Below are 12,626 nucleotides of genomic sequence, written 5' to 3'. Positions count from 1 at the left end.
TCAAGGCAGCGGCGATTGTACCTGTTGCAGCCCGCACACCTCACGCAAACATCCGCGCAACCAGCGATGGGCCAGGTCAGCGTCCAGCCTGGGGTGCCAGAGCATCGACACGGTGAAGGTGGGCAACGCCAGCGGCAATGCAAAGCTGCACAAGCCCTCGCGTTGGTGGGCGGTATAGCGTTCCGGCACGCTGGCGATCAGGTCGGTGTCGCGGGCTAGAGCGATGGCTGTGGCAAAACCGGCGACGACGGTATTGATCTGTCGCGTGAGGCCTTGGGCTTCGAGCATGTCGTCGATCTGGCCGCGGTCCTGACCGCGTCGGGAGACGTAGACGTGCCGGCCTGCGGCGTAACGTTCAACGCTGACGTCACCTCGGCTGAGAGGATGGCCACTGCGTACCACACCCACCAAGCGATCGCGAAACAGCGCCTGGGTCAGCACTTCCGGGCTGGCGGTTGGGTCGACCACGCCGGTTTCCAGGTCGACGCGCCCCTCGCGCAGCAAGGTGCTGTCCTTGTCGGTTTTGTTGATGAAGCGCAGGCGCACACCGGGCGCGTGCTCAGCGATACGCGCCAGCAATGCCGGGCCGAAATTTTCGACGAACTCTTCGCTGGTGCGCAGGGTGAACGTACGCGCCACCTGGGCCATGTCCAGGGATTGCACGGGACGCAGCACGGCATTGGCCTCTTGCACCAAGCGGCTTACCTGCTCACGCAACGCCACCGCCCTGGGCGTGGGCACCAGGCCGCGACCGGCGCGTACCAGCAAAGGGTCGCCGGTGGTCTCGCGCAATCGGGCCAGGGCGCGGCTCATGGCCGAAGGGCTCAGGCGCAGGCGTTTGGCCGCAGCCGCGACACTGCCTTCGGCGAGCAGCACATCCAAGGTGATCAGCAGATTGAGATCGGGCATCCGCGTTCCTTATAAGGCGTTGTATGCATCTATTAACTGCAATCCATGCGTCTTCCGCCATGTTAGGCGACGCCGTAGATTTGTGACAGTTGCCATTACTCAAGGATTTGCCATGTCTACCCGTTCACGCGGCAGCCTCATCAGCCTGTGCCTGTCCATGTTGCTGGCCTCGCTGGGCACCAGCATCGCCAATGTCGGCCTGCCCAGCCTGACGCGGGCGTTTGATGCCTCTTTCCACGCGGTGCAGTGGGTGGTGCTGGCTTACCTGTTGGCGATCACGGCGGTGATTGTGAGTGCCGGACGCCTGGGAGACCGGTTCGGTCGGCGGCGATTGTTGCTTGCCGGGTTGCTGCTGTTCGCCGTGGCGTGCGGGTTGTGCGGCTTGGCGCCGTCCCTTGCGTGGCTGGTTGCAGCACGCGTACTGCAAGGCCTCGGCGCAGCCATGATGATGGCGATGGCCCTGGGCATGGTCGCAGACACTGTTTCCAAGGAGCGTACCGGCCGCGTGATGGGTTTGCTGGGCACGATGTCCGCCGTCGGCACTGCAATGGGCCCCAGTGTTGGCGGTGTGTTACTGAGTATGTGGGGCTGGCGGGCGATTTTCCTGATAGGCATGCCATTGGGAGGGGTGGCCGTCGCCCTTGGCTACCGCTATCTGCCGATTGACCGGCCCCGCGTGGCATCCCGCGATGGCTCAAGTTTCCGGGCATCATTAAAAGATGCGTCGCTGCTCACCGGCCTGGCCATGAGTGCCCTGGTCGCCGCCGTGATCATGGCCACGTTTGTGGTTGGACCGTTCTATCTGTCCCGAGGCCTGGGACTCGATCCCGAATGGATGGGCCTGGCCATGGCGGTCGGGCCCTGTGTCGCGGCCATCAGCGGCGTCCCCGCCGGCAGGCTCACCGACCGCCTTGGCAGCCCGCGCATGACATTGGCCGGCCTGGGCCTGATGGCCTGTGGCGCGCTGCTGTTGTCCTGCACTTCGGGTCTGTTCTCCTACCTGAGCGCATTGGTGATCCTGACCACGGGTTACAGCCTGTTTCAGGCCGCCAACAACACCGCTGTGATGAGCGACGTGGAGGCCGCGCGGCGTGGCACGGTCTCGGGCCTGTTGAACCTGTCACGCAACCTCGGGCTGATTGTCGGCGCCTGGGCGCTGGGCGCGGTGTTCGCCTGGGCCAGCCCGGATGTCACCCGTGCGCTCCCCCAATCCGTGGCCTATGGCATGCATGCAACGTTCGGCGTCGCACTGGCCTTGATCCTGCTGGCATGGGTGATGGCATGGCGCCGATTCAGTGCCTTCACCCCCCTGCAGAACACCCATTGAGGCAAAAAAACAAAAAAGGCGTTGCACCAGACCGGGTTACATCGCGCATCATGGGCACTTTCAAGCTCAAGGGTAACGTCCATGCGCGTTCTGTCATTGATGATGGGTCTTACGACGCTGGCCGCCACTACGGTGTTCTGCGCCAGCGCGATGGCGAATGAAGAAAGTCAGTTGGTACAACAGATCAACCAATACCGCAGCCAGGTGCAACGCTGCGGCGACCAGGGTTCCCAGGAACTGCCGCCATTGGCCAGCGACACCCGGCTGGTGCTGCCGGCCACCAACGTGGGCGACCTGCAGCAGGCGCTGGCGCGGGCGGCGTACCCGATGGTCAATGTGCAGGCCATCAGCCTGTCGGGGCCCAAGGATGCCCAGGCAGCCATGAAGGCGGTGCGCGAAAGCTTCTGCCGCGTGGTGCTGGACCCGCAATTTGTCGATATCGGCGTGAGCAACAGCGGCCAGGACTGGCGCATCGTGCTCGCCCGCCCGCTGCTCACCAGTGGCCTGGGCGATTGGCAGACCGAAGGCAAGCAACTGCTCAACCTGATCAACACCGCGCGCTCACAACCACGCCAGTGCGGCACCCAGGCGTTCACGGCTACCACGCCGTTGTCCTGGAATGACGACCTGGCCGGCGCCGCCAACAGCCACACGCGCAACATGGCCAACGGCAATTTCTTCGATCACCTCGACCACGACGGCCGCACGCCCGGCGACCGCGCTGAACTGGCTGGGTACATTGCGAAGAACATCGGCGAAAACATCGCCGCCGGCCTGGACACACCACGCAAGGTTGTCGACGGTTGGCTCGCCAGTCCGGGCCATTGCGCCAACCTGATGAACCCGCAATTTCGTGAGTTGGGTGCGGCCTATGCCATGGACCCGAAAAGTGATGCGGGGATTTACTGGACGGGGGTTTTTGGCGCCCAGTAGGCCCACCTGCACATCCCCTCAAACGGACAGTGCATCAAATTGCTATCACCGCGATAATCCCGCTGAACTGCCAGCGGGCATTCCGGTCTGTTGCTTGTTGGGCCGTCCCTTCCAGGCAGTGAACAGACCGTGGCAGACAAGGTGTTATCGCAATGATGAATTGGCTGCAAAGCAGCAGCGACATGGCTGAGCAGGTTCGCCAATACGATTGGGCGAGCACACCCCTGGGACCACTGGAGCAGTGGCCGGATGTGCTCAAGACCACCGTGGCGCTGTGTCTTGCGTCGAGCTTCCCACAATCAATCATTTGGGGGCCTCACCTGACCACGTTGTACAACGACGCGTTCATTCCGATCCTTGGCGACAAACCTTTTGCACTCGGTCGTCCATTCAGTGAGGTGTGGCATGAAGTCTGGGCCGACGTGAGTCCCATCGCCAATGCGGCGTTTGAGGGGCATGCCACCTATATCGAAAATTTCCCCCTGCTGATCGAGCGCGGCGCTGGCCTTGAACAAGCCTATTTCACCTTTTGCTACAGCCCCATCCGCGACCCAGATGGCAAGGTTGTCGGGATGCTGGATACCGTCACCGAAACCACCGCCACCGTGTTCCTCAACCGCCGCCTGGCGGTGTTGGACGCCGTGGGCAGTGCCGTGGCCAATGCCACCGACGCCGAAAGCATCATGTCCACCACCACGCGCCTGTTGGCCGAGCACCTGCACGTCTCCAATTGCGCCTATGCCGACATGGACGCCGATGAAGACGGCTTTACCATTCGCGGCAACTGGGCGGCACCCGGCTCGCCGAGCATCGTCGGGCGCTACAGCCTGGCGTCGTTCGGCGCGCGGGCCGTGCAGCAACTGCGTGCCGGAGAACCGCTGGTGGTGCAGGACAACCGCGTCGAATTTCCGCCGGAGGTAGCCGCCAGCTACCAAGCCCTGGGCGCACTGGCGACCGTATGCTTCCCACTGATCAAGGACGGCCGCCTGACCGCGTTGATGGCAGTGCACCACAAGACAGCACGCGTCTGGGCGCCCTACGACCTGGCGCTGGTCGGGGAAGTCACCGAGCGTTCCTGGGCGCATATCGAGCGGGTGCGCGCCGACGCCGCCGTACGCGAGGGCCTGGCGGCGTTCACCGAGCTGAATGCCACCCTGGAACAACGGGTGCACGAGCGCACCCTAGCCCTCACCCAGGCGGAAGCAGCGTTGCACCAGTCCCAGAAGCTGGAAGCCATCGGCCAATTGACCGGCGGCGTGGCCCATGACTTCAACAACTTGCTGACCATCATCCGCTCGTCGGTGGACTTCCTGCGCCAACCGGGCTTGTCCGAGGAACGGCGCCAACGCTATATGAGCGCCGTTTCCGACACCGTCGAGCGCGCCAGCAAACTCACCAGCCAACTGCTCGCTTTCGCCCGACGCCAGCCACTCAACCCGGAAGTCTTCGATGTAGGTCTGCGGGTCAAGAACATCGGCGAAATGCTCGAAAGCGTCACCGGCGCACGTATCCATGTGCAGGTGCAATTGCCCGAGCGTCCTTGCCACGTACGTGTCGACGCCAGCCAGTTTGAAACCGCGTTGATCAATATCGCCCTGAATGCACGAGACGCCATGGACGGGCAAGGCACCCTCACCTTGCGCGTGGCCACGGTGGACACCATGCCGCGCATCCGTGGCGACGAGGAAAGCCGCCAACCCTTTGTGAGCATCGCCCTGGCCGACACCGGCAGCGGCATTCCCGGCGAGACGCTGGAACGCATTTTCGAACCGTTCTTCACCACCAAGGCCGTCGGCAAAGGCACTGGCCTGGGGTTGTCCCAGGTGTTCGGCTTTGCCAAGCAGTCCGGCGGCAACGTCGATGTGGCGAGCCATCCGGGCCAGGGCACGCAGTTTACCCTGTACCTGCCAGAGGTGGCGGCGCAGGTGATATCACACGAGCAAAGCCTGCAGGCCCCCCTGCCGGGCCAGGACATAACGCTGCGCCATATCCTGATCGTGGAAGACAACCTCGAAGTGGGGCGCTTCGCCAACCAGATCCTGCAGGACCTGGGTTACCAGACCACCTGGGCCACCGATGCGGAGCAGGCGCTCGCATTGGCCGGCGCGGACGCCCTGGCGTTCGATGGGATTTTTTCGGATGTGGTGATGCCCGGCATGACGGGCGTAGCGATGGCTAAAGTATTGCGCCAACGGCGCCCGGATTTACCGGTGGTGCTCACCTCCGGCTACAGCGAGGAACTGGCCGAAAGTGGTTATGAAGGGTTCGAGTTCCTGCCCAAGCCCTACTCCGCCGACCAGGTTGCCCGGGCGCTTGCCAAGGCGATGTCCTAAGAGCTGTCCGGTGGTGCGCGGGCTTGTCCCGCGCTGGGCTGCGAAGCGGCCCTAAAACCAAACGCCAAGGTGTGTCTGAAAAAAATGCGGTGATCTTGTTGGGGCTGCTTCGCAGCCCAGCGCGGGACAAGCCCGCTCACCACAGAAGCCAGCTCACCACAACCACAGCACAACCAAAACCACCATTCAGCGCCCTACTCGGCCACCGCCACCTGATTACGCCCCTGGGCCTTGGCACGATACAGCGCCTTGTCGGCTGTGTTCATCAGGCCGTGCAGGTCTTGGTCCTGAGTATGGGTGGAGGCCACGCCGAGGCTGGCGCTCAGGCCATGCACCGGCTCGGAGGCCAGGCCTGAGATGGCCTTGATCAACTGCTCGGCAATGTCCCGCGCGGTTTCCAGCGACGTATTGGGCAGCAACACCGCAAATTCCTCGCCGCCCAGGCGCCCGTACACGTCGGCCTGGCGGAACGAGGCACTGATCACCCCACCAATCTGGCGTAGCACCTGGTCACCGGCCTGGTGGCCGTAGGTATCGTTGATTTCCTTGAAGTGGTCCATGTCCATCATCAATGCACACAATGGCTGTTGATTGTGACGGCATTGTGCGTACAAGACCTGGGCACGTTCGAAAAAGGCACGACGGTTCATCAGGCCGGTGAGTTCGTCGGTCTGTGCGGCGCGGGTGGAGATGTTGTGGGCACGCTCCATCTGACGGGTCAGGCGAAAGGCCTTTTCCAAGGCATCCGACAGCTTGCGCGTGGCGCTGACCACAAAGGTGGAGAACACCAGCACCGCAATGGCGATGCCCACTTGCATCGAGGATGGTTGGAACAGCAGCCACACGGTGCACGGCAATAGCACCACAGCCATGGAGGCCAAGGTCATGTAGCGATAAGCCGAGTAACAGGACACGGCGCTGACCGACATGCCCACCGTAAACAGCATCACCAGCACCTGGGACAATCGATCATCGGTGGGCATGACCGCCAACGCACCGATTCCCCAGGTTGCGGCAGACAGCATCAGCGTAACCCAGTAACGGCGCTCCCAACGGTCCGGCGTACGCTCGGCATTGGGACAGCGAAACCACTCCATGAACATCTGGATACGAACCAGGGAAGTCACCGCCAATACCGCCAGCCAGACCAGGATGACCTGATGGTCAAACCGATCCCAGCACAACCAGCACAGCATCACCGCGGCCAGGTAACTGCCGAAAATCGCAGCAAATGACTGCCGGAACAGCTGGTGCAAACGGTCGGTCCGCACCTGCTCCTCTATAAAGCAATCCTGGTCCTGCCCACGCCCAAGGCCATTCATGAGTTTCGCCTGATTCGACTGCCACGACAAAGGCGTCATTGTGGCACCCTGCCAGTAGTGCGGACAACAGAATCCAGCACGCTAGAGCCTTTAAAGCGATTCTGGCCGCAGAATCAGCACGCCCAGTGGCGGCAGATTCAACGACAGTGACACCGGCTGCCCGTGCTTGGGTTCATCCTGGGTAAACACCTCGCCCCCATTACCGTAATTGGAGCCTGCGTACATGTCCGCGTCACTATTGATCACTTCACTCCAGCGCCCACCAAACGGCACGCCGACGGCGTAACCCTCGCGTGGCACCGGGGTGAAGTTGGCCACCACCAACACCGGCTTGCCGTCCTTGCTCCAGCGCAGCCAGGCGTAGACGCTGTTGATCGCGTCGTCACCGATCAGCCACTGGAAGCCTTGAGGCGCGTCGTCCTGCTCATGCAGGGCCGGCTCCTCGCGGTACAGGCGATTGAGGTCGCCCACCAGCTTCTGCACGCCTTTGTGTTCGGCGTACTGCAGCAGGTACCAATCCAATTGCTGATCATGATTCCACTCGCGCCATTGGCCGAATTCGCAGCCCATGAACAACAGCTTTTTGCCGGGGTGCATCCACATGAACGCCAGGTAAGCGCGCAAGTTGGCGAACTTCTGCCAACGGTCGCCAGGCATCTTGTCGATCAGCGAATGCTTGCCGTGCACCACTTCATCATGGGAGATCGGCAGGATGAAACGTTCGGACCAGGCATACACCAGGCCAAAGCTCAGCTCGTTGTGATGGTGGGCGCGGTACACCGGGTCCTGCTGGATGTAATGTAGGGAATCGTGCATCCAGCCCATGTTCCATTTGTAGTTGAAGCCCAGGCCGCCTTGCTGTGTGGGCTGGCTGACGCCGGGCCAGGCGGTGGATTCCTCGGCGATTACCAGGGCACCGGGTGCCTCGATAGCGACCACATCGTTGAGGTGACGCAGGAAGTCGATGGCTTCCAGGTTTTCACGACCGCCATGGCGATTCGGCACCCATTCGCCGGCTTTACGTGAGTAGTCGCGGTAGAGCATCGAAGCCACGGCGTCCACGCGCAGGCCGTCGATATGGAAGTGTTTGAGCCAATGCAACGCCGACGCCAACATGAAGCCATGCACTTCGGTGCGGCCTAGATTGTAGATCAGCGTGTCCCAATCCTGATGGAACCCTTCCAGCGGGTTGGCATATTCGTACAGCGCCGTGCCGTCGAATTGCGCCAGGCCGTGGGTGTCGGTGGGGAAATGCGCCGGCACCCAGTCAAGGATCACGCCGATATCGGCCTGATGCAGGGCGTTGACGAAATAGGCGAAATCCTGCGGCGAACCGAAGCGTGCCGTCGGTGCGAACTGTGACAAGGCCTGGTAGCCCCAGGAGCCGCCGAAGGGGTGCTCCATGATCGGCATCAGCTCAATATGGGTGAAGCCCAACTGCTGCACATAGGGAATCAGGCGCTCAGCCAATTCGCGCCAGTTGTACTGGCGTGCCACTTCGCCCGCCTCGTCCAGCTCGACCTGCCAGGAACCCACGTGCAACTCATAGATCGACAGCGGTGCAGTAGTCTTCTGCTTCTCGACTCGCGATTGCATCCATTCGTGGTCCTGCCAGTCCACCTGCAAGGGCTCGGCAACCTTCGAAGCCGTGTCGGGCGGCAGTTGAGTGGCCAACGCCACGGGATCGGCCTTGAGCGGCAGGATCCCATTGGCGCCGAGTACTTCGTACTTGTAGGCCGCACCCGGTTGCAGACGTGGGATAAAGATCTCCCACACGCCGGAAGGATGGCGCAGGCGCATCGGATGCCGGCGACCGTCCCAGATATTGAAGTCGCCCACCACCGAGACCCGCCGCGCATTCGGTGCCCACACGGCGAAGCGCACACCCTCAATGCCATCGACGCTGGTCACCTGGGCCCCCAGGCAACTGCCGAGATCGCGGTGATTGCCTTCAGCGAACAGGTACAGGTCCATTTCACCGAGCAACAGTTGTTGGAAGCTGTAAGGGTCTTCGGTGATCTGTTCACCGCCGGCCCACTGGATTTTCAACAGGTACGGCTGCCGGGTCTTGAACTGCCCGACAAACAACCCCGGGACCTGGCTCGCGTCCAGGCTGCCGATCGGCTCGCCGCTGTCGCGCGCCAGCACCTGGACGCTCAAGGCCTCCGGCAGGAACGCGCGGATAAACTGGCCGCCGTGCTCATCATCGTGTGGCCCGAGAATCGAGAACGGGTCATGGTGCTCGGCGCGTACCAGCGCTTCGACGTCCTTGGACGCCGGCAATGCAGTCAACTTCGGTTGCAGCGGTTCTTTATTTGTAAAGCTCATGACGTCTCCCCACCGCGTGCAGTTTTCGATATAGGTGCAAGCCCGCTCAACAGTCCGTGCAACCCTTGCAAGGGCACCGGCAACCAGGTCGGGCGGTTTTCCGCTTCGTAGGCCACTTCATACGCGGCCTTCTCCAGGCTGAACAATGTCAGCGCTGCGTCCTGCCCTTTGGCATCCTGCCAGTCATGCGCCAGTGTAGACGTAGCGGACTGATAAGCCTGGATAAAGGCCTGGCGTGCTTCTTTGAGGTAACGGTCAGTCACGCGTTTGCGGGCCTGGTCCGCTTCGGGCGAATGGTCCACCCCTTGTACATTCAAGGCCATGGCTGCCGCGTAGTCGAAGGAGCGCAACACGCCGCTCACATCTTTATACGGGCTGTGCTTGCCGCGTCGTTCATGCAATGGCCGCGCCGGCTCGCCTTCGAAATCGATCAGGTAGGCATCGCCCTTCACCACCAGCACTTGGCCCAGGTGCAAATCACCGTGAACCCGAATACGCAACCCGCCGGCCGTGGCTTTCGCCAAGGCCTGCACATGGCTGGCAATGGCTTTTTTCTGCGCCAGCAATTCACTGACCAGCGCTTGATCCGTGGGGTTCAACTGGCTTTGATGAAGTTTGAGCAGTTGCAACGCGCGGTCCAACTGCGCGCCGACATCTTTCGCCCAGGCCTGGGTGTCCTTGGCCGTGGTGGCTTCGGGCTTGAAGTCCTTGTTGCTGGTTTTCGCGCCGAGCACCAGGTGCATTTCACCCAGGCGTTGGCCGAGCAACCCGGCAAAATCCGCGAGCTCGCCGAGGGCGTTGTAGTGCTGTTCCTGCTCGGAGATGGCTTCGGCCAGTTCGTCGCGGATAGCCCGTTCCAGGTTGTTCTGGGTCCAGCTCCAGGCGTCACCCTGATTGCTCAGGTAGCCTTGGGCAATCATCAGCAGGTTGTCCTGGCCTTCGGCGTCGTGGCGAATCATCGAGCCCAGTAGCGGCGAGATATTCGGGTAGCCGGCTTCGGTCAGGTAGGCGCTCATTTCCAGTTCCGGGTGCACGCCGGAGGCGACTTTGCGGATCAGCTTGAGCACGAGGCTTTCACCCACCACGACGGAGCTATTGGACTGCTCGGCGGACAAATAGCGCACCTCGGCCGCATCTGTCAGTTGCAGTTTGGCCAGGTGCGGCGTGGCGGTGAAGCGCAGCTCGCCGTCGCCGGTATCGAGCACAGTACCGGCCTGCAAACCTTGAATGACCGCGCGGATAAAGTGCTCAAGGCTGAAGGCATCCGTTACCAAGCCCACCTGGCGCACCCGACGTACACGGGCCAAGGCCAATTGCTGCGGCAAGGCGCTGGTGAACTGGTCTTCACCGAGGAAGCCAAACGGCAACTGATAACGGCTGACCTGGCCACCGGCTGTCACTTCCAGTTCGCTGAGCAAGACCGGGTGCTGCGGGTCGCCAAAGCGCACACCGTAGGCAATGCGCACGCTGTCGATGGCCGTGTCCTTGCCCGCGAACCAGCGGCGCTTGGGCAACCAGGCCGGCAGTGCGGTCTGTTCCAGGGAGGCGCGGCAAGGTTCTTCGAGCAATTCTTCCATGCGCTTTTTCAATACCAGCGTGGTGAAGTCAGGCATGCTCTGGGCCGGTTCCACATGCCAACTGGGCATCTGGTTTTCCGGCGCCAGCACAAACCAATAAAAGCCGTAAGGCGCCAGGGTCAGCAGGAAATTCAGCTGGCCGATGGGCGGGAAGGCATTACCGCCGAGCATCTCCACCGGCACCATGCCCGCAAACGCCGACAGGTCCAACTCGGCCGCCTGGGCACTGCGCGACACGTTGGCCACGCAGAGGATGATCTCGTTGCGCCCGTCTTCACCGGTGAACTCACGGGTATAGGCCAGGATGCGGCGGTTGCTCGGCGAGAGCATTTTCAGGCTGCCACGGCCGAACGCCTTGGATTGTTTGCGCACCGCCAGCATGCGCCGGGTCCAGTTCAGCAACGAATGCGGGTCCTGGGCCTGGGTCTCGACATTCACCGACTGATAGCCGTATTGCGGGTCCATGATCGGCGGTAACACCAGGCTGGCCGGGTCGGCACGGGAGAAGCCGCCGTTGCGGTCGATGGACCATTGCATCGGCGTACGCACGCCATCGCGGTCGCCGAGGTAGATGTTATCGCCCATGCCGATTTCATCGCCGTAATACAGGGTCGGCGTGCCAGGCATCGACAAGAGCAGGCTGTTGAGCAGCTCGACACGCCGGCGATCACGCTCCATCAGCGGCGCCAGACGGCGGCGAATGCCGAGATTGATGCGCGCGCGCCGGTCGGCGGCGTAGTAGTTCCACAGGTAATCGCGCTCTTTGTCGGTGACCATTTCCAGGGTCAGTTCATCGTGGTTGCGCAGGAAAATCGCCCATTGGCAGTTGGCGGGAATCTCCGGGGTCTGGCGCAGGATGTCGGTGATCGGGAAGCGATCTTCCTGGGCCAGGGCCATGTACATGCGCGGCATCAGCGGGAAGTGGAAGGCCATGTGACATTCGTCGCCGTCATCGCCCTTCTTGTCACCAAAGTAGAGTTGGGTGTCTTCCGGCCACTGGTTGGCTTCGGCCAGCAGCATGCGGTCGGGGTAATGGGCATCGATTTCGGCGCGGATCTGCTTGAGCACGTCGTGAGTCTCAGGCAGGTTTTCGTTGTTGGTGCCATCACGCTCGATCAGATACGGGATGGCGTCGAGGCGCAGGCCGTCGATGCCCATGTCCAGCCAGTAACGCATCACCGACAACACAGCTTTCATCACCTGGGGGTTGTCAAAGTTGAGGTCGGGCTGGTGGGAATAGAAGCGGTGCCAGAAGTATTGGCCGGCGACCGGGTCCCAGGTCCAGTTCGACTTCTCGGTGTCGAGGAAGATGATGCGGGTGCCGTCGTATTTCTGGTCGTCATCCGACCACACATAGAAGTCCCGCGCCGCCGAGCCTGGCTTGGCCTTGCGCGCGCGTTGGAACCAGGGGTGCTGGTCGGAGGTGTGGTTGATCACCAATTCGGTGATCACCCGCAGCCCGCGCTTGTGCGCTTCGGCGATGAAGCGCTTGGCGTCGGCCATGGTCCCGTAGTCGCTGTGCACACCACGGTATTCGGCAATGTCATAACCATCGTCGCGACGTGGCGAGGGGTAGAACGGCAGCAGCCAGATGGTGTTAACGCCCAGGTCGGCGATGTAGTCGAGCTTGGCGATCAGGCCCGGGAAATCACCGATACCGTCGTTATTGGAGTCGAAATAGGATTTGACATGAACCTGGTAGATCACCGCGTCCTTGTACCAGAGCGGGTCTTTGATGAAGGTGGCAGCGTTGGGCTTCTTCGCCATTGGAAACTCCTGGAATATTCGAACGGGAGAAACGCGGTCGCTGTAGGAGCCGGCTTGCCGGCGATGGCGTACTTGAGCCATGCAGCGATGCCAGGGGCCTTATCGCCGGCAAGCCGGCTCCTACAGGTCC

At 62.0% G+C, this 12,626-nt stretch carries 7 protein-coding genes; 3 read left to right on the top strand and 4 right to left on the bottom strand.

Annotated elements, in window-relative coordinates; all coding sequences use genetic code 11:
• Entirely contained in the window at positions 1–909 is a 909-nt protein-coding gene (locus tag RB216_RS12780; protein WP_068937885.1) for a LysR family transcriptional regulator, read from the bottom strand.
• A gap of 112 nt (positions 910–1,021) precedes the next feature.
• Between RB216_RS12780 and RB216_RS12775 the strand changes: the two genes are divergently transcribed.
• The 3 genes from RB216_RS12775 (at position 1,022) to RB216_RS12765 (ending at position 5,502) form a co-directional block, all read left to right on the top strand.
• Entirely contained in the window at positions 1,022–2,236 is a 1,215-nt protein-coding gene (locus RB216_RS12775) for an MFS transporter (protein ID WP_308908781.1), read from the top strand.
• Positions 2,237–2,317: 81 nt separating this feature from the next.
• Positions 2,318–3,169 carry a CAP domain-containing protein gene (locus RB216_RS12770; RefSeq protein WP_028615957.1) on the top strand — a complete coding sequence of 284 codons (852 nt, stop codon included), beginning with the start codon at positions 2,318–2,320 and terminating at the stop codon, positions 3,167–3,169.
• A gap of 152 nt (positions 3,170–3,321) precedes the next feature.
• On the top strand, positions 3,322–5,502 hold the full coding sequence (locus tag RB216_RS12765; protein WP_308908780.1) for an ATP-binding protein: 2,181 nt from the start codon (positions 3,322–3,324) through the stop codon (positions 5,500–5,502).
• Between the two features lie 194 nt (positions 5,503–5,696).
• Here RB216_RS12765 and RB216_RS12760 read toward each other — a convergent pair whose 3' ends face one another.
• The 3 genes from RB216_RS12760 to treS are packed head-to-tail and all read right to left on the bottom strand — an operon-like array spanning position 5,697 to position 12,496.
• The gene (locus tag RB216_RS12760; RefSeq protein ID WP_028615955.1) at positions 5,697–6,863 is read right to left on the bottom strand and encodes a GGDEF domain-containing protein; all 1,167 of its coding nucleotides are present in this window, start codon (positions 6,861–6,863) and stop codon (positions 5,697–5,699) included.
• Positions 6,864–6,914: 51 nt separating this feature from the next.
• Positions 6,915–9,152: a 1,4-alpha-glucan branching protein GlgB gene (gene glgB, locus RB216_RS12755; protein ID WP_028615954.1), complete on the bottom strand. Its 2,238-nt coding sequence runs from the start codon at positions 9,150–9,152 to the stop codon at positions 6,915–6,917.
• Complete coding sequence (treS, locus tag RB216_RS12750) at positions 9,149–12,496, bottom strand: maltose alpha-D-glucosyltransferase (RefSeq protein WP_305385045.1); 3,348 nt, start codon at positions 12,494–12,496, stop codon at positions 9,149–9,151. Before treS ends, glgB begins: the two co-directional genes overlap by 4 nt.
• Positions 12,497–12,626 lie beyond the last annotated feature (130 nt).

This window comes from Pseudomonas canadensis, assembly GCF_030980095.1.
Lineage (GTDB): Bacteria > Pseudomonadota > Gammaproteobacteria > Pseudomonadales > Pseudomonadaceae > Aquipseudomonas > Aquipseudomonas canadensis.
The sequence above is the reverse complement of the archived record's forward strand: the minus strand, read 5'-3'. Positions and strand labels throughout refer to the sequence as shown.

Bases quoted from the DNA above. Each gene is read 5' to 3' on its own strand.
- RB216_RS12780 (WP_068937885.1), bottom strand. From the start codon at position 909: ATGCCCGATCTCAATCTGCTGATCACCTTGGATGTGCTGCTCGCCGAA.
- RB216_RS12775 (WP_308908781.1), top strand. From the start codon at position 1,022: ATGTCTACCCGTTCACGCGGCAGCCTCATCAGCCTGTGCCTGTCCATG.
- RB216_RS12770 (WP_028615957.1), top strand. From the start codon at position 2,318: ATGCGCGTTCTGTCATTGATGATGGGTCTTACGACGCTGGCCGCCACT.
- RB216_RS12765 (WP_308908780.1), top strand. From the start codon at position 3,322: ATGATGAATTGGCTGCAAAGCAGCAGCGACATGGCTGAGCAGGTTCGC.
- RB216_RS12760 (WP_028615955.1), bottom strand. From the start codon at position 6,863: ATGACGCCTTTGTCGTGGCAGTCGAATCAGGCGAAACTCATGAATGGC.
- glgB (WP_028615954.1), bottom strand. From the start codon at position 9,152: ATGAGCTTTACAAATAAAGAACCGCTGCAACCGAAGTTGACTGCATTG.
- treS (WP_305385045.1), bottom strand. From the start codon at position 12,496: ATGGCGAAGAAGCCCAACGCTGCCACCTTCATCAAAGACCCGCTCTGG.